The 21,851-nt window shown below is 73.5% G+C and carries 15 protein-coding genes; 7 read left to right on the top strand and 8 right to left on the bottom strand.

Annotated elements, in window-relative coordinates; translation table 11 throughout:
* Positions 1–40: 40 nt before the first annotated feature.
* Positions 41–1,585, bottom strand: coding sequence for a DNA-binding protein NsdB (locus tag IH09_RS03330; protein ID WP_052853726.1), 1,545 nt, complete (start codon positions 1,583–1,585; stop codon positions 41–43).
* 286 nt (positions 1,586–1,871) lie between these two features.
* Here IH09_RS03330 and IH09_RS03325 point away from each other — a divergent pair, with 286 nt between their 5' ends.
* Complete coding sequence (locus IH09_RS03325; protein ID WP_052853725.1) at positions 1,872–3,005, top strand: aminoglycoside phosphotransferase family protein; 1,134 nt, start codon at positions 1,872–1,874, stop codon at positions 3,003–3,005.
* Positions 3,006–3,427: 422 nt separating this feature from the next.
* A complete protein-coding gene (locus IH09_RS03320) occupies positions 3,428–5,452 on the top strand; it encodes an N-acetylmuramoyl-L-alanine amidase (protein ID WP_052853724.1) in 2,025 nt (674 codons plus the stop codon).
* 80 nt (positions 5,453–5,532) lie between these two features.
* Here the strand turns inward: IH09_RS03320 and IH09_RS03315 are convergent, their stop codons facing one another.
* The 6 genes from IH09_RS03315 to IH09_RS03290 form a co-directional block, all read right to left on the bottom strand.
* Complete coding sequence (locus IH09_RS03315; RefSeq protein ID WP_052853723.1) at positions 5,533–6,033, bottom strand: hypothetical protein; 501 nt, start codon at positions 6,031–6,033, stop codon at positions 5,533–5,535.
* A 147-nt stretch (positions 6,034–6,180) separates the two neighbouring features.
* Positions 6,181–6,576: an ACT domain-containing protein gene (locus IH09_RS03310; protein ID WP_052853829.1), complete on the bottom strand. Its 396-nt coding sequence runs from the start codon at positions 6,574–6,576 to the stop codon at positions 6,181–6,183.
* 176 nt (positions 6,577–6,752) lie between these two features.
* Positions 6,753–7,919, bottom strand: coding sequence for a thiolase domain-containing protein (locus IH09_RS03305; RefSeq protein WP_052853722.1), 1,167 nt, complete (start codon positions 7,917–7,919; stop codon positions 6,753–6,755).
* The gene (locus IH09_RS03300) at positions 7,916–8,971 is read right to left on the bottom strand and encodes a thiolase domain-containing protein (protein ID WP_052853721.1); all 1,056 of its coding nucleotides are present in this window, start codon (positions 8,969–8,971) and stop codon (positions 7,916–7,918) included. The genes IH09_RS03305 and IH09_RS03300 overlap by 4 nt, the downstream gene beginning before the upstream one ends.
* Positions 8,971–9,918, bottom strand: coding sequence for a Zn-ribbon domain-containing OB-fold protein (locus IH09_RS03295; RefSeq protein ID WP_052853720.1), 948 nt, complete (start codon positions 9,916–9,918; stop codon positions 8,971–8,973). The genes IH09_RS03300 and IH09_RS03295 overlap by 1 nt, the downstream gene beginning before the upstream one ends.
* Positions 9,919–9,933: 15 nt before the next feature.
* The gene (locus IH09_RS03290; RefSeq protein ID WP_052853828.1) at positions 9,934–10,734 is read right to left on the bottom strand and encodes a crotonase/enoyl-CoA hydratase family protein; all 801 of its coding nucleotides are present in this window, start codon (positions 10,732–10,734) and stop codon (positions 9,934–9,936) included.
* A gap of 163 nt (positions 10,735–10,897) precedes the next feature.
* Here IH09_RS03290 and IH09_RS03285 point away from each other — a divergent pair, with 163 nt between their 5' ends.
* The 5 genes from IH09_RS03285 to paaK all read left to right on the top strand — a co-directional run bounded on the left by IH09_RS03285 (position 10,898) and on the right by paaK (position 20,877).
* A complete protein-coding gene (locus tag IH09_RS03285; RefSeq protein WP_052853719.1) occupies positions 10,898–12,526 on the top strand; it encodes an AMP-binding protein in 1,629 nt (542 codons plus the stop codon).
* Between the two features lie 144 nt (positions 12,527–12,670).
* On the top strand, positions 12,671–13,507 hold the full coding sequence (locus IH09_RS03280; RefSeq protein WP_052853718.1) for a class I SAM-dependent methyltransferase: 837 nt from the start codon (positions 12,671–12,673) through the stop codon (positions 13,505–13,507).
* A gap of 338 nt (positions 13,508–13,845) precedes the next feature.
* Positions 13,846–17,895 carry a Pls/PosA family non-ribosomal peptide synthetase gene (locus tag IH09_RS03275; RefSeq protein WP_110952033.1) on the top strand — a complete coding sequence of 1,350 codons (4,050 nt, stop codon included), beginning with the start codon at positions 13,846–13,848 and terminating at the stop codon, positions 17,893–17,895.
* The gene (locus tag IH09_RS03270) at positions 17,892–19,310 is read left to right on the top strand and encodes a M1 family metallopeptidase (RefSeq protein WP_052853717.1); all 1,419 of its coding nucleotides are present in this window, start codon (positions 17,892–17,894) and stop codon (positions 19,308–19,310) included. Before IH09_RS03275 ends, IH09_RS03270 begins: the two co-directional genes overlap by 4 nt.
* 250 nt (positions 19,311–19,560) lie before the next feature.
* The gene (paaK, locus tag IH09_RS03265; protein WP_052853716.1) at positions 19,561–20,877 is read left to right on the top strand and encodes a phenylacetate--CoA ligase PaaK; all 1,317 of its coding nucleotides are present in this window, start codon (positions 19,561–19,563) and stop codon (positions 20,875–20,877) included.
* 103 nt (positions 20,878–20,980) lie between these two features.
* On the opposite strand, the gene IH09_RS03260 is transcribed toward paaK, so the two are convergent.
* Entirely contained in the window at positions 20,981–21,781 is an 801-nt protein-coding gene (locus tag IH09_RS03260; RefSeq protein WP_052853715.1) for a VOC family protein, read from the bottom strand.
* Between the last annotated feature and the right edge of the window lie 70 nt (positions 21,782–21,851).

Here is a 21,851-nt window from a genome sequence, read left to right as displayed (position 1 = left end):
GGGTAACGGACCGGGTGGCGGGGTGGGTGGTGTCACCCCGTCACACCGAGAGGCCGCCCAGCGCCGGTCCCCACTCCGGTACCGGTCCCGCCTCCTTCTCCCGGGCCTTGCCCTTGGCCTTCTCCTTCGGCATGACCTGCTGGATTTCCTCGCGCAGCGCCCGGATCTCGGCGGAGTTCGCGTACTGCCCGGTGAGCCGGAACATCTCGCGCAGCCGGTCCCAGGTGCGGTGGGAGGAGTTCTCACCGATGGTGGCCAGCGCCAACCGTGCGTACCGGTCGCCCTGTTCGGGATCGTCACCGATGAAGCACGCCGAGGCCATCGAGAGGTAGTCGAAGATCTGCGACCGCTGGTGGCCGCTCCCCCGCAGCCGGAGCGCCTGCTTGGCGTGGTGCTGGGCCAGCCCGGCGACCGACGGATCGTGGTCGGCGAGCGTACGGAAGGCCAGCGCCTGCATGCCGTGCAGATCCGCCTCGTCGAAATTCTGCATCCAACTGGGCCGCGGCGCATCGGCCTTGTCCGAGACGAAGAGCTCCTCCGCCTCGCCCAGGGTGCGGCGCATCGCCTGGCCGTGGCCCTTGGACGCCTGCGCCCATGCCTCGATGGTGTACAGCATGGCGCGGGTGCGCGGCAGATTCTCCGCACCGGAACCGGACTTGGCCAGCTTCATCAGATCCAGCGCGTCGTCCGGGCGGCCCAGATGGACCATCTGGCGGGCGGCGCGGGAGAGCGCCTCCCCGGCGCGCGGCCGGTCGCCGCCCTCGCGCGCCGCGTGGGCGGCGATGACGAAGTACTTCTGGGCGGTGGACTCCAGGCCCACGTCGTGGGACATCCAGCCGGCCAGCACCGCCAGATTGGCCGCCACTGCCCAGAGTCTGCGTTGCAGATGGTCGGGGTGGCGGTAGGCGAGCATGCCACCGACCTCGTTGAGCTGGCCCACCACGGCCTTGCGCTGCAACCCGCCGCCGCGGGCCGCGTCCCAGGCGCGGAACACCTCCACCGAGTGCTCCAGCGCGTCGATCTCCTGCGACCCCACGGGGGCCGCCTCGTAGCGGTCGAGGCCGATCTGGTCGAGCTGATCGCGCCGGCCGGCCGAGCCGGCGGCGAACGGGTCGTGGGAGGGGGCGGCCGAGGTGGCCGGGTCGGTGTGCAACCAGTCGTGCATGGCGCCGGTGAGTGCGGAGCCTGCGGCGAGCGCAGCGCCCGCGCCCACCAAGCCGCGTCGGTTGAGCATGAGGTCCATTCCCGTGAATTCCGTGAGGACCGCGGCGGTCCGCTCGGGTGCCCACGGCAGACCGTCCGTGGCCTGCCGTTTCCCCGCGCGGCCGGTTCTTGCGAACCCGAGGTCCTCGATGGTTACGACACGGCCGAGTCGCTCGGTGAACAGGGATGCCAGGACCTTGGGCACCGGATCGCGCGGGGTCTCCCCCGTATCGATCCAGCGCCGCACTCGCGAGGTGTCGGTCGCCAGCTGCGGATGCCCCATGGCCGCCGCCTGCCGGTTGACCAGTCTCGCCAGTTCTCCCTTGGACCAGCCCGCCAGGCCGAAAAGGTCCGCGAGACGGGTGTTCGGCTCCCTGTTCACGTCAAGCCCCCAGGTTCCTCGACTGAGTTGACAGTAACGGCCCGTGACATGCGCGGCGACCATTCGCCAGGGTTCGCCAGGGTGCGCCAGATGGTCTGCCACCCGCGCCCGAGTGTTCTGTAGGTGTGCAGCCCCCGGCCCCGTGGCGGGACCGCATTCCCCAGGGTGCGAGCCCTGCGCAGGGGCCCTGGATCGGCCTTCTGCACGGGACCCTTCACCGGGTTCCCACCGCCGGGCCGGGGGCGCGCACGCAATTCGTCGGCGCACGAAGGGATCTGTCTCACCCATGTACGCAGCATCGTCCGCCGTGACCGCCCCCACCCGGCCGTACCGGCCGCACACCGCAGGCAGCGGGCCGTATCTCGCCCCCGCCGCTGCCGCGGGGGCGGTCAACGGCCTGTCCGGCGGCCACACCCGGCGGGCGCAGGGGACGGGCACCCAACCGCTCAGCGGGAGACTCGACTTGTCCGGCCCACAGGGTGCCCAGCTGCGCGCCGCCGTCGCCTCGGTGCACCGCATCTGCCCGGAGTTCAACCCGGTCAAGGTGCTGCGCCGGGGCGGCAGGTCCGTTCTCCTGGTGGGCACCACGGGCCGTACGACCGCGGTCGCGAAGTGCTTACTGGACCATTCCCCGGCCTGGGTTGAGCGGTTCCGGCAGGAAATAGTCGCCTATCGCGCGTTCGTCCGGCACCGTCCGCCGGTGCGGGTACCGCGGCTGGTGGCCGCCGACCCCGACAACTGCACCCTGGTCGTGGAGCGCATGCCGGGCCGGGTCGCCGCCGTGCAGCGGCATCCGTCCGAGGCGCCCGCGCGCGCGGACGTCAGGGCCGCGCTCGGCGCGATCTGCCGGGTCAACCTCTGGCGTCCGCAGGCCGGACTGTTCGACGCCCCGCTGGACTACGCGGACCGCATCGGCCGCTATCACGACCTCGGGCTGCTCACCGACCGGGATCTGGGCGACCTCCAGAAGCTACTGCGCGGTCTGTCGCACACCCAGGGCCAGTTCTGCCACGGCGACGCGCTGCTCAACAACGTCCTGCTCTCCCCCGCGGGTCCGGTGCTCCTGGACTGGGACAACGCGGGCTGGTATCTGCCGGGCTACGACCTGGCGACGCTCTGGTCGGTGCTCGGTGACGCGCCGGTGGCCCGCCGTCAGATCAGCCAGCTGGCACAGGCCGCGGGGCCGGCCTCGCGGGACGCCTTCCTGGTGAATCTGATGCTGGTGCTGACCCGCGAGATCCGGCGCTACGAAACCGCGGTCCAGCGGACCATGCGCGAGCCCGCGCCGACGGGGACACCGGGTCCGGGACAGCCCGGGGCACCCGCGGCGGGCGAGGAGCAGCGACTGCTCCTGCGCCGGCTGCACGACGACTGCCAGATGGCGCGGCGTGCGGTGCGGGCGGCGGTCGGCACGCGCTGACCGCCGGCGGAGACGGGTGAGCGGCGCGCCCGATCCGGGCGCGCCGCTCACCCGTCTCCGCCCAGCCGTCTCGGCCCACCGGCGCGCCCGGCTTTCCGTATCCGCGCCGTATCGCTCCCGTCTCCGCTCCCCGGATGCGCGGAACCGGACCCTCCGGTGTCCTCCGCCGCAGATTCGTGATCCGCGCCGGAGCCCGGACATTGGTCCATTCCACTGACGCGCCGCAGGCCGGGAGCCCGCAGCGGGAAAGCTCCCCGGGACATGCTCTGACATGCGAAATCCCAATCCTGCACGGTCATTGACGGGGCGTCGGCAAAGGGGTACCCCTAGGGCCTGACCGCGGGTCCGGTCCCGCCCCGCACGGCCGTTCACGCACCACCCGCCACACCGTCCCGGCTCGGGCCGGCTTTGAGGAGGCTCTTTTGCGAGAATCCGCCCCGATTGACACGAAGAGAACTGTCCGCCCCACCTTGCGCAGGTCCGCCACCGCCGTCGCCACCGCGGCGCTGATGGTGCCGCTGGTCTCCGCCGCGCCCGTCGGGCAGACCCGGGCGGACGCCGCCTTGCAGCGGGCCTTCACCGACGCCGCCGCCCGTTTCCAGGTGCCGCGCAGTGTGCTGCTCGGCGTCTCGTACCTGGAGTCCCGCTGGGACGGCCACGGCGGCGCGCCGAGCGTCTCCGGCGGCTACGGGCCCATGCATCTGACCGACGCCCGGACGGCGCTGGCGCGCGAGCCGGAGTATGGCGCGGACGCGACGGACGCCCGGCGGGCCGGCGCCCGCGGTGACGGTAGCGGCACCCGTGCGACGGCGCCCACGGCACGGCTGGCCGCCCTGCCCGCCGAACTCCCCGCCCGACTGCGGACGTTGCCGACCGCGGCGCGGCTGACCGGGCTGCCCGCCGAGAAGCTGCGCACCGACCCCGCCGCGAATGTGCTCGGCGGTGCCGCGCTGCTCGCCGCCGAGCAGCGCGCGCTGGGGCTCCCCGGCAGCACCGACCCGGCCGAGTGGTACGCCGCGGTGGCGCGCTACGCCGGCGAGGACAGCGGACAGGGCGGCACGGTCTTCGCCGACGAGGTGTACGACCTGCTCCGCCACGGCCAGACCCGGACCACCGACGCGGGGCAGCGGATCACGCTGGCCGCCGCGCCCTCGCTGGTTCCCGACCGTACGCAGCAGAAACGTATCTCTGCGGGCCCCGCCATTACCGCCGTCCAGGCGTCCGCCCCGGCCGGGACCGCCATGCCGGAGTGCCCGTCGAGCGTCGCCTGCGAGTCGGTTCCGGCGCCGTACTCGCGGTTCGGCGACAACGACTACGGCAACCACGACCGGGCGGACCGCCCCGCGGACCTGCGCGTCGACACCATCGTCATCCACGACACCGAGGGGTCCTGGGAGACGACGCTGAAACTGATCAAGGACCCGACGTATGTGTCGTGGAACTACACGGTCCGCTCCTCGGACGGTCTGATCGCCCAGCACGTCCCGACCAGGGACGTCGCCTGGCACGCGGGCAACTGGTACACCAACTCGCACTCCGTGGGCATCGAGCACGAGGGCTTCCTGACCGCGCCCGACGCCTGGTACACGGAGGCGATGTACCGCACGTCGGCCCGGCTGGTGAAGTACCTGAGCCGCAAGTACGACGTACCGCTGGACCGCCAGCACATCCTGGGCCACGACAACGTGCCCGCCACCTCGCCGTCCACGGTCCCCGGTATGCACACCGACCCCGGCCCGTACTGGGACTGGGGCCACTACTTCGCGCTGCTGGGCAAGCCCTTCACACCCACCGCGGGCCCGCACGGCGGTCTGGTCACCATCCGCCCCGACTACGACCGGAACGAGCCGGTCTACACCGGCTGCGAGAAGGGCGGTGAGCCCTGCGCGGCGCACGGCTCCGCCGCGGTCCGGCTGCACACCGCGCCGCGCGAGGACGCCCCGCTCGTCAAGGACGCCGGGCTGCACCCGGACGGCAGCGATTCGACGGCCGACGTCAACGACACCGGCGCCCGCGCCACGACGGGGCAGCGGTTCGCGGTGGCGGGCCGCTCCGGCGACTGGACGGCGATCTGGTACCTCGGCCAACGGGCGTGGTTCCACAACCCGCGCCACCAGCCGACGGCGGTGAACGCGAAGGGCCTGATCGCGACGCCCAAGGCCGGCCGGTCCGACATCCCGGTCTACGGGGTGGCGTACCCGGAGAAGGCCGCCTACCCGGCCGGGGTGCCGGTCCAGAACGTCACCCCGCTGCCGTACAAACTGGCCGCCGGCCAGCGGTACGCCGTGGGTCAGCGGCTGACGGGCGACTACTTCTACGCCAAGTCCTTCGACGTCGGCGAGCACGCGGTCGTGCGCGGCAAGGACGCGTACTACGAGATCCAGCTCGGGCACCGCGTCGGCTATGTGCGGGCGGCCGACGTGGACGTCCGGCCGTCGGACCGGTAGCGCCGCCCGGGTGACGGAAACACGTCGCGCCCGGTGGACGGCACTCCGTCCACCGGGCGCGACGGATGACCGCGCGGCGCTCAGCCCTGCTGGAAGAGCTCCGCGGGCAGCGGCTTGAGCAGGGCGTAGAGGTCGTCGGTGATCGGCCGGTCCCAGCTGGCGATGGTGACCAGTACGCCGTCGCTGCGGTCGAACTGGGCACAGGAGATGCGGCTCTCGGAGCATTTGATGCGCTTGACGATGAGCAGGTTGTCCTCGTGCATCACGGGGGTGTCCTCGCGCTCGACGACCACCACCGGCTCGTCGTTGCCGAGGGCCGCGAGGAGCTGGGCCACCTCGAAGGGCACCTGGTCCTCGTCGAGGTCGCGGGCCGGGGAGCCCTCCGGCAGATTGCCGATGATCATCGCGGGGCCACGGCCGCCGAACAGGTCGTAGCGGAGGAAGACGCCCTGGCAGCTGCCGTCGGGGGCGGGCAGCAGCCCGGCTCCGAGGTTGCCCGGCCAGTCCCCGGGGTCCATGGCGAGGACGTCGAAGTCAGGCCCGGCGGGCGTGGCTGCGCTGCGGCGGCGGAGGAAGGACATGCCGCCATCGTACGTGGCCCGGCCGGACCCGCCGCGCGGACGTCGGGGTGGGACCGGCCGGGCCCCGGGGCCGCGGCACACGACGGCGTGGCGGGCGCGGCCGTCCGGGGCTCCCCGCGCGGCGGACCCGGCCCCGGACCGGGCCGCTCAGCTCCGGTCGGCGAGCGCGACGAGGCGGCGGAGCGCCGCGTCGGCCGCGTCGTACGGGACGAAGAGGTGGTCGTGGTGGAAGCCCGCCACGACATTGCAGCTCAGTCCGGCGGTGGCGAGTTCGGCGGCGACGGCGGCGGTCAGGCCGACGGCGTCCAGCGCCGAGTGCACCCGCAGGGTGATCCAGCCGGCGACGTAGCCGTACGCCAGGCCCGCACGGTCGGCCGCCTCCTGGCGGAGGACCAGCGTGGTGCCTTCCGGTTCGGCGACGGTCACCACGGGCCGCAGGCCGTCGGGGATCCGGCCGGCCACGGTCGTGAAGACGTAGCGGCCTTCGTTCAGCTCGGGCCGCATACCGCTCAGCAGCACCCGGAGATCACGCTCACCTGTCATGACCGCCACTCTAGGACCTGTCGGTCCGCCCGCCGCGGGCACCCGGGCGCGGCGAGGGGCTCGGCGACGGGCCGGGCGGGCGCCCTTGCCGCAGACCGGGGTGCGCCGCTCCCGGCATCGGCGGCGGCCGGCCTCGCGGGCGAGGCGCGCGGTGCGCCCGCGCCCGCTCGGGCAGGTCAACCGGGCGGGGGTTCGGTGCCGACCAGCCACATCGAGAAGAACTGTGCGCCGCCTCCGTAGGCGTGTCCCAACGCCCGTCTGGCGCCGTCGATCTGGTGGTCGCCGGCCTGGCCGCGGACCTGGAGGGCGGCCTCCGCGAAGCGGAGCATCCCGGAGGCGCCGATGGGGTTGGTGGACAGGACGCCGCCGGAGGGGTTGACGGGGAGGTCGCCGTCGAGTCCCGTGACGCCGGACTCGGTGAGTTTCCAGCCCTCCCCCTCGGCGGCGAAGCCCAGGTTCTCCAGCCACATCGGCTCGTACCAGCTGAAGGGCACGTACATCTCCACCGCGTCGATCTCCCGGCGCGGGTCGGTGATGCCCGCCTGCCGGTAGACGTCGGCCGCGCAGTCCTTGCCGGCCTGCGGTGAGACGGAGTCCTTGCCGGCGAAGAGGGTGGGTTCGCTGCGCATCGCGCCGCCGTGCACCCAGGCGGGCGGGTGGGGTGCGCGGGCGGCCCCGGCCCGGTCGGTGAGGATCATCGCGCAGGCGCCGTCGGAGGACGGGCAGGTCTCGGAGTAGCGGATCGGGTCCCAGAGCATCGGAGACGCCTGGACCTGCTCCAGGGTGAGGTCGTGTTCGTGCAGATGCGCGTAGGGGTTCTTCAGGGCATTGCGGCGGTCCTTGTAGGCGACCAGGGAGCCGATGGTGTCCGGGGCGCCGCTGCGCCGGATGTACGCGCGCACATGCGGGGCGAAGAATCCGCCGGCGCCGGCCAGCAGCGGCTGCTGGAAGGGGATCGGCAGGGAGAGCCCCCACATGGCGTTGGACTCGGACTGCTTCTCGAAGGCGAGGGTGAGGACGGTGCGGTGGATCCGGGCGGCGACGAGGTTCGCGGCGACCAGGGCGGTGGAGCCGCCGACCGAACCGGCGGTGTGCACCCGCAGCATCGGTTTGCCGACGGCGCCCAGCGCGTCGGCGAGATACAGCTCGGGCATCATCACCCCCTCGAAGAAGTCGGGGGCCTTGCCGATGACCACGGCGTCGATGTCCGCCCATTCCAGCCGGGCGTCGTCCAGGGCGCGGCGGGCGGCCTCGCGGACGAGTCCGGCGAGGGAGACATCGCGGCGGGCGGCGGCGTGCGCGGTCTGGCCGATACCGGTGACGGCCACGGGTTCCTTGCTCATGCCTCCCCCTCCAGGACGGCGACCAGGTTCTGTTGCAGGCACGGCCCCGAGGTGGCGTGCGCGAGGGCGCGGTCGGAGTCGCCGCGCTGGATGCGGTCGGCGGCCTCGCCGAGGCGGATCAGTCCGGTGGCCATGACGGGGTTGGCGGCCTGGGCGCCGCCCGAGGGGTTGATCCGTACCGTGTCGTCGAGGGCGAGCGCGTCCCGCAGGACGACCTCCTGGGAGGTGAAGGGGGCGTGCAGTTCGGCGGTGTCGACGGGGCGCCGGAAGACGCCGGCGCGTTCGGCGGCGAGCCGGGTGGACGGGGAGTCGGTGAGGTCGCGCACGCCCAAGCTGTGGGCCTCGATGCGGTGGTCGAGGCCGCGGATCCAGGCCGGGCGGCGGCCCTGCGCGGCGGCCAGCCGGCGGGCGGTGTCGCCGGCGGCGAGGATCACCGCGGCCGCGCCGTCGCCGATGGGCGGGCAGTCGCCGGTGCGCAGCGGCGCGACGACGTACTCGCCGGCCGGGCGCGGGCCGCGCCGCTGTGCGTGCGGGTGGGCCGCGGCGGCGGTGCGGTCGCGGTCGGCGATGGCGGCCAGTTCCGCCTCGTCGGTCCGTCCGGCGTCGATCAGGGCCTGGGCCTGGAGGGCGGCGAGCGCGACGGAGTCGGGCCACAGCGGGGCCAGGTAGTAGGGGTCGAGCTGGCGGGTGAGCACCTCGCGGAGGTCGCCCGGGGAGGACTTGCCGTACGCGTAGACCAGCGCGGTGTCCGCCTCGCCGGTGAGGAGCTTGACCCATGCCTCGTACAGGGCCCAGGCGCCGTCCGTCTCGACATGGGATTCGGAGATCGGCGGCCAGGCGCCGACGCCGTCCAGGGCCATGGTGAAGGAGAAGGCGCGGCCGGCGAGGTAGTCGCTGGAGCCGGAGCAGGTGAAGCCGATGTCGCGGGTGCGCAGGCCGGTGCGGCGCAGGACGTCGTGCAGCACCGGCATCAGCATCTCGACCTCGGAGGTCTGCGCGCTGTCGCGGACGTGGTCACTCTGTCCGAAGGCGACGATGGCGACCTCGCGCATCAGATCAGCTCCTTGTAGCTGTCGTAGGGAGCGTCGGGTTCGCCGGTGGGGCGGTAGTGGTCGGGGAAGGTGCCGTCGCCGGTCCATACCGGTTCGACGCGCAGGCCCATCCTGACCTCGTCGTAGGAGATGCCGCCGATGCGCGCGTGCAGGGCCAGACCGGCGCCGTCCAGGGCGATGTGGGCGTAGACGTAGGGGACCTCGATGTCGAGGTTCCGGGCCTTGATGTTGACGATGCAGTAGGTGGTGACGGTGCCGCGGGGGCCGACCTCGACCTGGGTGTCGGTGGCGATACCGCAGGTGGGGCAGGCGCCGCGGGGCGGCACATAGACCTTGCGGCAGGAGGGGCAGCGCTCGCCGATGGTCTTGCGTCCGGCGAGCGCCCGGAGGTAGCGGGACTGGGCGCGGCCGGGTGCGTAGGTGTAGTCGAGGCGGGCGGGGGTGGTGATGCCGGTGACAGGGTCGGCGAACTCCCCGCTGTGCGCGGCCGGTTCGGCGCCGCTCCCCGGTCCGTCGTACGGGGTGAAGCAGGCGATGTCGGTGATCGCGCCGGTGCGTTCGGCGGCCCAGCGGATGCGGACCCGCAGGCCGGTGTGTACGGACTCCGGGCCGGGGACGTCCAGGGCGTGCAGCAGCGCGGTGTCGGCGCCGTCGAGCCGGACCAGGACCCAGGCGAAGGGGGTGGCGAGCGGCTGGCCGCGGCGCGGGGCGGGGTTCCAGGCCCAGGTGGTGACGGTGCCGGCCGAGCCGACCTCGACCAGGTCGCGGATCTCCTCGGCGGTGACCGGGTCGTATTCGGCGGGCGGGACGATCACCCGTCCGTCGCCCGCGCGGACGCCGAGGACGGTGCGCTCGCGCAGTCCGGTGAGGAAGGCGCTCTGGACGGGGCCCAGCGAGCGGGTGAAGGGGAACTCCACCACGAGCGGCGCCGTGCGGATTTCGGCCATGCGGAACTCCTCGGGTCAGGCGCGCCGGAAGACGGGTGGGCGCTTCTGGGTGAAGGCGAGGGAGCCCTCCTTCGCGTCGGCGGTGGCGAAGACCGGCCAGCCGCGCTCCAGTTCGGCCTTGAGCCCTTCGGTCTCGGGCAGCTCCGCCGTCTCGTAGACGGACGCCTTGACGGCTTCGACGGCCAGCGGGCCGCAGGCGTTGATCTGCTCGGCGATCTCCAGGGCCTTCTCCAGTGCGGTGCCGTCGGGTACGACATGGCCGATCAGGCCGATGCGTTCGGCTTCGCGCGCCGGGTAGGGGCGTCCGGTGAGCAGCATTTCCAGGGCGTGGGTGCGGGGGATCTGGCGGGCGAGGCGGACGGTGGAGCCGCCGATGGGGAAGAGGCCGCGCCGGACCTCGAAGAGCCCGAAGACGGCGCTCTCCCCGGCCACCCGGATGTCGGTGCCCTGGAGGATCTCGGTGCCGCCGGCGACGCAGTGGCCCTCGACGGCGGCGATCACGGGTTTGCGCGGGCGGTGGTGGCGCAGCATCGCCTTCCAGTGCAGGTCGGGGTCGTCGCGCAGCCGGTCGCGGTAGCGCTCGCCGGTCATCCCGTCGCCCGCGAGGGCCTTGAGGTCCATCCCGGCGCAGAAGGTGCCGCCGGCGCCGGTGAGCACGATGGAGCGGATCGCGTCGTCCTCGTCGGCGGCCAGCCAGCCGTCGTACAGGCCCACCAGCATCGGCAGCGAGAGCGCGTTCCTGGCCTCCGGCCGGTTGAGGGTGAGCACCAGTGTCGCGCCGACGCGCCGTACGGTGAGATGTTCGGTACCGCTCATGCCGTCCTCCCGTCTCCAGACGGAGAACAGGTTGCAGCAGCCGAACGGCGACTTCAAGAGTTTTCTGACAGGCAGTCAGTTTTCTTGGCCACGGCCCTTCCCTGCGCCTCTCGGCGGCGCTCTAATGACCGCCAAGCCGACGTCCGCCCGGTCTGGAGGAGACGTGGAGTACAACCTTGCCGACCTCTTCGAGTCGATCGCCGACACGGTCCCCGGCCGCGAGGCGCTGGTGTACCTCGACCATCCGGGGTCCGGCGCCGAGCGCCGGCTCACCTACGCGGAGCTGGACCGGGCCGCCAACCGCCTCGCCCACCATCTGCGCGACCAGGGCGTCGCCCCCGGTCAGCACGTCGGGCTGCACCTCTACAACGGCGTCGAGTACCTCCAGACCCTCTACGCCTGCCTGAAGATCCGCGCGGTGCCGGTCAACGTCAACTACCGCTATGTGGCGGACGAATTGGCCTATCTCTACCGGGACGCAGACCTGGTCGCCCTGGTCTACGACGCGGAGTTCACCGAACGGGTCGCCGCCGCCCTGCCCCGGGCCGCGCGGCTGCGGCACCTCGTACGGGTGGGCACCCCGCCCGCCGGTGTCGCCGGGCCGCACCTCGTCCCCGTCCCGCTCGCGGACGCGGAAGCCGCCGGATCGCCCGAGCGCGGCTTCGGCCCGCGCTCCGGCGACGACCGGATCGTCATCTACACCGGCGGCACCACCGGTATGCCCAAGGGCGTGGTGTGGCGCCACGAGGACCTGTTCTTCTCCGGGATGGGCGGCGGGGCGCCGACCGGTGAGCCGGTCGGGCACCCGGCGGAACTGGCCGAACGGGTCGCGGCGGGCGGTGACGGCCTCGCCTTCTTCCCCGCTCCCCCGCTGATGCACGGCACCTCCACACTCACCGCGTTCATCGCCTTCCACTTCGGCCAGAAGGTCGTCCTGCACCGCAAGTTCACGCCCGAGGACGTGCTGCGCACCGTGGCGCGCGAGCGGGTCACCAGCGTCTCGCTGGTCGGCGACGCGATGCTGCGCCCGCTCGTCGACGCGCTCGGCGGACCGCTCAAGGACACCGACTGCTCCTCGCTGTTCAGCGTCAGCAGCTCCGGCGCGATCCTCTCGGAGACCGTCCGGGACCAGTTCGCCGCACTGGTCCCGGGCGCCCTGCTGCTGAACAACTTCGGCTCCTCCGAATCCGGCTTCAACGGCACGGCCACCGAGGACTCGGGCCCGGACAAGGGGTTCCGGCTGCGGGTCAACTCCCGTACGGCGGTGGTGGATCCGGCCACCCACGAGCCGGTCGCGGCCGGTGGTACGGGGCGGATCGCGCTGCGCGGGCACGTCCCGCTGGGCTACTACAACGACCCGCAGAAGACCGCCGAGACGTTCTTCGAGGCGGACGGCGACCGGTGGGTGCTGCTGGGCGATATGGCGACCGTGGACGCCGAGGGCATCGTCACCGTGCTGGGCCGGGGCTCGCAGTGCATCAACTCCGGCGGCGAGAAGATCTACCCGGAGGAGGTCGAACAGGCGCTGAAGGCCCATCCGGACGTCTACGACGCGCTGGTGGCGGGCGTTCCGGACGAGCGGTGGGGTAGCCGGGTGGCGGCCGTCGTCCAGCTCCGGGCCGGTTCGGCGCCGTTGGACCTGGCCGGTGTCCAGGACCACTGCCGGACCCGCCTGGCCGGGTACAAGATTCCGCGCGCCGTCGTCTTCACCGACCGCATCCGGCGCTCGCCCAGCGGCAAGGCGGACTACCGCTGGGCGAAGGCGGTGGCGGCGGCCGGCGGGGAGTCCTAGGGACGCCCGCGGACGGGCCCGCCCAGGTGTGCGGCGCGCACCGCGGACCGCGACCGGAAGTTGCCGACACCCGCCCGGACACACCGGCCCCGCCGGTGGGCCTCTGGCACCATGAGGGGCCACCGAGGAGAGACGAGGACGGCCATGACCACGTGGGACGCGGAGTCGTTCGACGAGTTCGAGCGGACGGGCTGGTCCGGCCGCGCCGACGCCTACCGGGCGGGCTTCGGGCGGCTGACCACCCGGCTGGCCGAACCGCTGCTGGACGCCGCGGGGGTGACCGCGGGGACCCGGGTGCTGGACGCGGGCTGCGGACCGGGCCCGGTCGCGGCGGCGGCGCTGGAGCGCGGGGCGAAGGTGACGGCCGTGGACGCCTCACCGGAGATGGCCGAACTCGCCGGACGGACCCACCCCGGCCTCGACACCAGGGTCGCGCTGCTCACCGAACTCCCCTTCCCCGACGGGGAGTTCTCCGCCGTCGTCGGCAACTTCGTGATCAACCACCTCGGCGATCCGGCTGCCGGGCTCGCGGAGCTCCGCCGGGTGCTGGCGCCCGGCGGCCGGCTCGCGCTGACCTGCTGGGAGAAGGAACCGATGCGCGCGCTCGCGCTGTTCGGCGAGGCGCTGGCCGAATCGGGCGTGCCGTACCCCGCCGGGGTGCCCCAGGCGGGGCCGTTCCTGGCCGACTCCACCGCACCGGACCGTCCGTCGGCGTTCCACGGGCTGCTGGCGGACGCCGGGTTCGCGGACGCCGATGTCGAGACGGTCAGCTGGCTGCACCGCGTCGATCCGGACCAGTGGTGGACCGACCTCGTGACGGGCACTCCGCTGACCGGCACGGTGGTCTCCCGGCTCGACGCGGCGTCGTACGCGGCCGTCCGCCGGATCTACGACCGCAAGGCCGCCGCGCACGCGGTCGGTGACGGCTTCGTGGCGCTGCCCGTCGTCGCCCTGCTGGGCAGCGCGACCCGGCCCGCCTGAGACGCCCGTACCACGCTACGGTACTGGCGCACCCTCACTCTCTCCTGTCACGCCCATTACCACACGCCTGCCCTCATGTCCACGCAAGCCGTGCATTCCCCTCCTTGGCGGCGAAAACAACGCACAGGCCGCGTCAAGTCTTTCCCATGGGCCGGTCAGGGTGCAGACGCCTTATCCCTGTGCGGGCCTGGGCTGATGGCCCCTCGGGCGCGCGAAATGAGGTGTTCGATTGACGGAGATATAGTGTCGAATAGCGAACCCGGCGTGGGTAGGGGTCGTCTGTAGGGGCGGATATCCGAGGGGTATCCGTACCACTGGCGTCGAACAGAGGCATACCCATGTCTTCGTCCCTACTTGAGTCCCCCTGTGATCCGCCGGAGCCGCACCCCGCGGTGGGCATCTACCGCGGGGCGGCCGCTCCCCCGCCCCGGACCCTGCTCCACGTACTGGATGCCACCGCGGCCGCGTACCCCGGCGCCGACGCCCTCGACACCGGGGACGAGGTGCTCGACTACCGCGGGCTGAGCGCGGAGGTCACGCGCCGGGCCCGCAGGCTGTCGGAGCACGGCATCGGGCCCGGCGACCGGGTCGGCATCCGCATTCCCTCCGGCACGGCCGAGCTGTATCTGTCCCTGCTCGCCGTGCTGCGCAGCGGCGCCGCCTACGTCCCGGTCGATGCCGACGACCCCGACGAGCGCGCCGCCACGGTGTTCCGGGAGGCCGGGGTGTGCGCCGTGATCGGGGCGGACGGGCGGCTCGCACCGCGGGGCGAACCGCGCGGCGGCACACCAGGGAAGGCCCCGGGGCCGCAGGACGACGCCTGGATCATCTTCACGTCGGGGTCGACCGGCGCCCCCAAGGGCGTCGCGGTCAGCCACCGGTCGGCCGCGGCGTTCGTCGACGCCGAGGCGGGGCTCTTCCTCCAGGAGGGCGACCGCCCGCTGGGACCGGGCGACCGGGTCCTCGCGGGGCTGTCCGTCTCCTTCGACGCCTCGTGCGAGGAGATGTGGCTGGCCTGGCGGCACGGCGCCTGCCTGGTGCCCGCGCCGCGCTCGCTCGTCCGGGCGGGCCACGAGCTGGGCGGCTGGCTGATCGAACGCGGCATCACCGTGGTGTCCACGGTGCCCACCCTGGCCGCGCTCTGGCCGGACGAGGCACTCGCGCGGGTACGGCTGCTGATCGTCGGCGGTGAGGCGTGCCCGGCCGGGCTCGTGGAGCGGTTCGCCACGCCGGGGCGGGAGATGTGGAACACCTACGGCCCGACGGAGACGACCGTCGTGGCGTGCGCTGACCGGATGACCGCGGGGCTGCCGGTACGCATCGGACTGCCGCTGGACGGCTGGCGGCTGGCGGTCGTCGACGCCGCGGGCGAGCCGGTGCCCTACGGCTGCGAGGGCGAGCTGGTGGTCGCGGGCGCGGGCGTCGCGCGCTATCTCGACCCCGTCAAGGACGCGGACCGGTTTCGGCCCTGCGCCGCGCTGGACGCGGCACGCGCCTACCGGACCGGGGACCTCGTACGGGCCGAACGCGCCGGGCTGGTCTACGTCGGCCGGGCGGACGACCAGGTCAAACTGGGCGGCCGGCGGATCGAGCTCGGCGAGATCGACGCCGCGCTGAGCGCCCTGGACGGGGTGCGCGGGGCCGCCGCCGCCGTCCGCACCACACCGGGCGGCGGCCAGATCCTGGTCGGCTACGTGGTGACCGGGAACGGCGCTGACGGCGGTACGGGGTTCCGGGCGGATCGCGCGCGCGGTGTGCTCGCGGACCGGCTGCCCGCCGCACTGGTACCGGTACTCGCCGAGGTCGCGGAGCTGCCCACCCGCACCTCGGGCAAGGTGGACCGCGACGCCCTCCCCTGGCCGCTGCCCGCGCTCGCCGGCGGCGGGGCGGGGAGCGAACCGGGCGAGGAGCTGTCCGGGAGCGCCGCGCGGCTCGCGGAGCTGTGGGAGCGGCTGCTCGGCGTCCGGCCCGGGGCGGACAGCGACTTCTTCGCACTGGGCGGCACCAGCCTGAGCGCCGCGCGGCTGGCCTCCGAGCTCCGTGCGCACCACCCGGGCGTGTCGGTGGCCGACCTCTACCGGCAGCCGGTGCTGCGGGACATGGCCGGGCACCTGGACTCCCTCGCGGGCGAAGCGGGCCCGGCCCGGCCGGTGCGGCCGGTGCGGCGGCGCACCGGGGCCGCCCAACTCCTCGTGCAGACGGGGCTGTTCGCGATCGCGGGGCTGCGGCTGCTGGTCGGCCTCATGACGGCCGACAACGTGCTCGGCCTGCTGGCGCCGCAGGCGTGGGCGCCGTACACCTCGTGGTGGCTGGTGATCGCCGGCTGGCTGGTGCTGCTGAGCGCCCCCGGCCGGTTCCTGATCGGCGCCGGGGCCGCCCGCGCGCTGACCCGCACCATCGTGCCGGGCAGCTATCCGCGCGGCGGCCGGGTCCATCTGCGGCTGTGGAGCGCCGAGCGGATCGTCGCGTCCTTCGGCGTCCCCGCGCTGCTGGGTACGCCCTGGGCGGGCCGCTACGCCCGCGCCCTGGGCTGCCGGGTGGGGGCGAACGTGGCGCTGCACGCCATGCCGCCGGTGACCGGGCTGGCCGAGTTCGGCGACGGTGCGAGCGTCGAGCCGGAGGCCGATCTGGCGGGCTGGTGGCTGGACGGGGAGACGCTGCACATCGGCGCCGTGCGGATCGGGGCCGGGGCACGCGTCGGCCACCGGAGCATGCTGATGCCCGGTGCCGAGGTCGGGCCGGAGGGCGAGCTGGCGCCCGGCGCCTGCCTGGACGGCGTGGTGCCCGAGGGGAACTGCTGGACCGGCTCGCCAGCCCGCCCCGCCAAGGGGTACGCGCAGATCGCCGGCAAGGGCTGGCCCGCGCCGCGGCCGGAGCGCTCCCGCCGCTGGAGCGCCGCCTACGCCCTCTCGCTGGCCGGGCTCCCGGCGCTGCCGCTGCTCGCCTCGCTGCCCGCGCTGGTCGGCGTCTACTACCTGGTGCGCGACTGCGCGACGCTCTCCGAGGCGGCGCTGCGACTGTTCGCCGCCGTCCCGGCGATCGCGATCGGCACCACACTCTGCTGGATGGTGGTGCTCGCCGCCGTGGTCCGGCTGCTGGGCCGGGGCATCCGGCCCGGTATGCACCCGGTCTGCGGCCCGGTCGCCTGGCGGGCCTGGCTGGTGACCCGTCTCGTCGACGGCGCCCGCGGCACCCTCTTCCCGCTCTACGCGAGCCTGGCGACACCGCTGTGGCTGCGGCTGCTCGGCGCCCGCGTCGGCCGGCGCGCCGAGATCTCCACGGTGCTGCCGCTGCCGTCCCTGCTGAGCGTCGAGGACTTCGCCTTCCTCGCCGATGACACGCTGGTCGCTCCGTACGAGCTGCGCGGCGGCTGGCTGCGGCTGGGGACCGCGCGGATCGGGCGGCGGTCCTTCGTCGGCAACTCCGGCATCGTGGGGCCGGACCGCGCGGTGCCCGACGAGAGCCTGATCGGGGTGCTGTCGGACGCCCCGGAGCACAGCGAGCCGGGTACCTCCTGGCTCGGGCGGCCCGCGCTGCCGCTGCCCCGGGTGGCGACGACCGGTGAGGTGGGACGCACCTTCGAGCCGCCGCGCCGGCTGGTGGTGGCACGCGCCGCCGTCGAGCTGTGCCGGGTGCTGCCGCTGATGTGCGCGATGGCGCTCACCGAGGCCGTGCTGCTCACCGAGCAGGGCGCGCTGGACACCGGCGGGCCGGGCCTGGCGGTCCTGGTGGGCGCGCCGCTGCTGCTGCTCGCGGCGGGCGTGGCCGCGCTGACCACGACCGCCGCGAAGTGGCTGCTGGTGGGCCGCTTCACGGCGGGCGAGCATCCGCTGTGGTCCTCGTTCGTATGGCGCAACGAGCTGTACGACACCTTCGTCGAATCGCTCGCCGTCCCGTGGATGACCCGCGCGTTCACCGGTACACCCGTGCTGAACTGGTGGCTGCGCAGCCTCGGCGCCAGGATCGGCCGCGGGGTGTGGTGCGAGACGCACTGGCTGCCGGAGACGGATCTGATCACCCTCGGGGACGGGGTCAGCGTCAACCGCGGCTGCGTGCTCCAGACCCATCTCTTCCACGACCGGATCATGCGGCTGGACACCGTCCACCTCGCGGCGGGCTCCTCGCTGGGCCCGCACGGTATCTCGCTGCCGGGTACCGCCGTGGGGGCGCACGCCTCCATCGGGCCGTCCTCGCTGGTGATGCGCGGCGAGAGCGTCCCCGCCGGGACGAGATGGGCGGGCAACCCGATCGCGGGGGCCACGGACGGTGCGCGCAAGGGTGTGCGCGCCCATGGCACTCCGGTGGGGGCGGGTGTGCCCGGCACCCCGGTCGCGGTGGGTGCGCCCGGCACTCCGGTGGGGGCCGTCGAAGGAGGCGGCCCCGCATGACCTGGTGCACCCGCAGGGCGCTGGTCAGGACCGCCGCCCTGCTCCCGCTGGCCGCCGCGGCCGACTGCTCCACCGGCCGCGCCGACCGGTACTTCCCCCAGCACGGCACGGCCGCCCACCGCACGGTCGCCTACGATCTGCGCCTGTCCTACGACCCGGACAGCGGCCGGCTCGACGGCCGCGCCCGGATCGACGCCGTGGCCGGCCCCGCGCTGGACCGGGTGGAGCTGGATCTCGCGCGGCTCTCGGTGCACGCCGCCGAGGTGGACGGGCGGGCGGCGCGCACCCGGCAGCGGCAGGGCAAGCTGTTCCTGGAGGCACCGCGCCGGATCGCCGCCGGGGCGCCGTTCACCCTGGACGTGCGCTACCGGGGACGGCCCGGCCCGCTGCGTTCGCCGTTCGGCTCCATCGGCTGGGACCGTACCGGCGACCGCTACGACGGGACGCTGGTGGCGTCGCAGCCGCTGGGCGCGCCGTCCTGGTTCCCGTGCAACGACCGCCCCGACGACAAGGCCGCCTACACCTTCCGTATCACCGTCCCGCGCGGCCACCAGGCGCTCGCCAACGGCACCCTGCACGAGCGCAGCCAGGACGGGCGGACGGAGGTGTGGACCTATCACCACCCCGGCCCGATGTCCTCCTATCTGGCCGCGCTCTACACGGGCCGCTTCCAGCACGAGCATCTGCCGTCCGTCACCACGGTCGGCGGCCGGCCCGTCTCGCTGCACAACGCCTTCCCGCCGCGGCTGGCCGAGGCCGCCCGGTACGACCTGGGGCGCCAGCCCGAGATGCTGCGGCACTTCACCGAGCTCTTCGGCCCGTACCCCTTCGAGTCGTACGGTGCCGTGGTGGTGGACGCCGACCTCGCGGAACCGGTCGAGAACCAGACGCTCTCCGTCTTCGGCCGCAACCACATCGACGGGAAGCGGGGCTGGGAGACGCTGGTCGCGCACGAGATGGCCCACCAGTGGTACGGCAACAGCGTCGGCCTCAGCGACTGGCGGCACATCTGGCTCAACGAGGGGTTCGCCACCTACGCCGAGTGGCTGTGGTCCGAGCACCTCGGGGAGGACGACGCGGACACCATCGCCCGCCGCGAGCGCCTCTCGATGGGCCGCCGCGACCAAGACCTCTGTCTCGCCGAGCCGGGCCCGCGCCATATCTTCGACAACCGGGTCTACGTCCGCGGCGCCTGCACCCTGCACGCGCTGCGGCTGGCCATGGGCGACGACCGCTTCTTCCCCATGCTGCGCGCCTGGCACGAGACACACCGCGGCCGGACCAGCGACACGGAGGCGTTCATCACCCACGCGGACCGGCACACCGCCCAGGCGGTCCGGCCGCTCCTGCAGTCCTGGCTCTACGACAAGGCGCTGCCGGAGCTGCCCACGGGGAGCGGGCTGCGGCGGGTGTGACGTGCGGTGCCGCCGGGCGGACCGGCCGCGGTGGGAAAACGGCGCCGGTCTGCCCCCCCGTCCCGCCGTCCTGCCGCCCCGGGAGTCCGGCCGTACCGCCCGACCTGCGCCTTCCGCACCCGGCTCCGGTGCGGACGCCGCCCGGGAGCCGTTCGCGGCACACCCCTTGACGTGCTCGCCGCGCGCTGATTGTTTGGACCCGCATTCAGCTACCGAATGATCGGTAGGGAGACAAGGCGGGTGACACTCCATGCCGGAATCGGCTACGGGCAGGGCGGCGTTCGACGAGACCGAGAAGCTCTCCGGGGACGCGTTGCGGGAACTCCAGCTGACACGGCTGCGCGCCTCGTTGCAGCACGCGTACGACCACGTTCCCTTCTACCGCGCGTCCTTCGACCGGGCCGGGGTGCGGCCGCAGGACTGCCGCTCGCTCGGTGATCTCGCCCGGTTCCCGTTCACCGTCAAGGACGATCTGCGGGCCAACTACCCCTTCGGGATGTTCGCCGTCCCCCGGAGCGAGGTGCGCCGCATCCACGCCTCCAGCGGCACGACGGGCCGTCCCACGGTCGTCGGCTACACCGATCGGGATCTGTCGTCCTGGGCGGATGTGGTGGCCCGCTCGATCCACGCGGCCGGCGGGCGGGCCGGCCACACCGTCCATATCGCCTACGGATACGGCCTGTTCACCGGCGGTCTCGGCGCGCACTACGGGGCGGAGCGGCTCGGCTGTACGGTCGTGCCGGCGTCCGGCGGGATGACCAGCCGGCAGGTGCAGATCATCCGGGACTTCCGCCCCGAGATCATCATGGTGACGCCGTCGTACATGCTCACCCTGCTGGACGAGTTCGAGCGGCAGGGCATCGATCCCCGGTCGACCTCGCTCAAGGTGGGCATCTTCGGCGCCGAGCCGTGGACACAGGAGATGCGCCGCGAGATCGAGGAACGGTTCGCGATCGACGCGGTGGACATCTACGGCCTGTCGGAGCTGATGGGGCCGGGGGTCGCGCAGGAGTGCGTGGAGACCAAGGACGGGCTGCACATCTGGGAGGACCACTTCTATCCGGAAGTGGTCGATCCGATCACCGGCGAGGTACTGCCGGACGGGGCCTCCGGTGAGCTGGTGTTCACCTCGCTCACCAAGGAGGCGATGCCGATCGTCCGCTACCGCACCCGCGATCTGACCCGGCTGCTGCCCGGCACCGCCCGTCCCGCCTTCCGCCGGATGGAGAAGATCACCGGGCGCAGCGACGACATGATCATCCTGCGCGGGGTCAACCTCTTCCCCGCGCAGGTCGAGGAGATCGTGCTGCGGACGCCGGGCGTCGCCCCGCACTTCCAGCTGCGGCTCACCCGTGAGGGCCGGATGGACCGGCTGACCGTACGCGCCGAGGCCCGGCCGGACGCGGCCCCGGAGGCGCGGACGGCGGCCGCCGGGCGGATCGCGCGCTGCGTCAAGGACGGTATCGGGGTCTCGGTCGACGTCGAGATCGTCGACCCGGAGACGCTGGAACGCTCGGTCGGCAAAATCAAGCGCATTGTCGACGCGCGGCCGCGGGAGCGGGGCTGACGGAGGTGCGCGGGCGGCGCGGTCCGACGACCGGTGCGATCCGACGGCGCGATCCGGCGACGGCCGCCGGACCGGGCCGCCGCCGGATCGGGTCCCCGCCGGATCAGGACATCGTCGGGTCGCCCTTGATGACGGCGAACGGGGCGCCGGCCGGGTCCGTCAGCATCGCCAGCCGGCCGACTCCGGGTGCGTCGGCCGGGGGGATGATGACCGTGGCGCCGTGCGCAGCGGCCGAGGCGACGGTGGCGTCGCAGTCGGTCACGCCGAAGTACGGGTGCCACTCCGAACTCGAACCGGCCGCCAGATGCATCTGCGCCAGCTGCATGATGCCGCCCTGCCCCGTGTCGTCGCCCTTGCCGCCGCCGGGCGAGGACACGACGGTGTACACCAGGTCGCCGGCCATCGGCATGTCCTGGGTCCGCCAGGAGAAGACGGCGCGGTAGAAGTCCTTCGCGGCGGCCGCGTCGGTGGTGTAGAGCTCCGTCCAGCACAGGGTGTCGGGCTCCATGACCGCGTCCAGGCCCTTGACGTCGCGGGGCTCCCACACGGCGAAATCGGCGCCCGTCGGATCGGTGAACCCGGCCAGCCGCCCGGCGGTGAAGACCTCCATCGGCGGGAAGCGGACCGAGCCGCCGGCCTGCTCGACCGCCTTGACCGTGGCCTCGGCGTCGGCGGAGTGGAAGTACACCGTCCAGGCGGAGCTCGCGCCCTCCTCCATCAGCGGGCCGACGGCGGCGACGGTGCGGCCGTCGCGCTGGAAGAAGCCGTAGCCGCCCGCCTCCGGACCGGCCGAGTGGAAGGTCCAGCCGAAGACGGCGGAGTAGAAGGTGGTGGCGGCGTCGATATCGGGGGCCCCGAGGTCGAGCCAGTTCGGTGTGCCCGGGACGAAATCGGTCGTCAGCATGGGAATTCCTCCGGTGTACGGGGCGGGACGGCACCCGCCGTACGGGGCCGGGCCCGCGGTGCGGTCCGCT

It is taken from the genome of Streptomyces celluloflavus, from assembly GCA_000720995.1.
Taxonomy (GTDB): Bacteria; Actinomycetota; Actinomycetes; order Streptomycetales; family Streptomycetaceae; genus Streptomyces; species Streptomyces celluloflavus.
This window is presented reverse-complemented; position numbering and strand designations above follow the sequence as displayed.

Coding starts and splice junctions, on each gene's coding strand:
- IH09_RS03305 (WP_052853722.1), bottom strand. CDS start 7,919: ATGAGCAAGGAACCCGTGGCCGTCACCGGTATCGGCCAGACCGCGCAC.
- IH09_RS03280 (WP_052853718.1), top strand. CDS start 12,671: ATGACCACGTGGGACGCGGAGTCGTTCGACGAGTTCGAGCGGACGGGC.
- IH09_RS03290 (WP_052853828.1), bottom strand. CDS start 10,734: ATGAGCGGTACCGAACATCTCACCGTACGGCGCGTCGGCGCGACACTG.
- IH09_RS03260 (WP_052853715.1), bottom strand. CDS start 21,781: ATGCTGACGACCGATTTCGTCCCGGGCACACCGAACTGGCTCGACCTC.
- IH09_RS03295 (WP_052853720.1), bottom strand. CDS start 9,918: ATGGCCGAAATCCGCACGGCGCCGCTCGTGGTGGAGTTCCCCTTCACC.
- IH09_RS03300 (WP_052853721.1), bottom strand. CDS start 8,971: ATGCGCGAGGTCGCCATCGTCGCCTTCGGACAGAGTGACCACGTCCGC.
- IH09_RS03315 (WP_052853723.1), bottom strand. CDS start 6,033: ATGTCCTTCCTCCGCCGCCGCAGCGCAGCCACGCCCGCCGGGCCTGAC.
- IH09_RS03275 (WP_110952033.1), top strand. CDS start 13,846: ATGTCTTCGTCCCTACTTGAGTCCCCCTGTGATCCGCCGGAGCCGCAC.
- IH09_RS03270 (WP_052853717.1), top strand. CDS start 17,892: ATGACCTGGTGCACCCGCAGGGCGCTGGTCAGGACCGCCGCCCTGCTC.
- IH09_RS03325 (WP_052853725.1), top strand. CDS start 1,872: ATGTACGCAGCATCGTCCGCCGTGACCGCCCCCACCCGGCCGTACCGG.
- IH09_RS03310 (WP_052853829.1), bottom strand. CDS start 6,576: ATGACAGGTGAGCGTGATCTCCGGGTGCTGCTGAGCGGTATGCGGCCC.
- paaK (WP_052853716.1), top strand. CDS start 19,561: ATGCCGGAATCGGCTACGGGCAGGGCGGCGTTCGACGAGACCGAGAAG.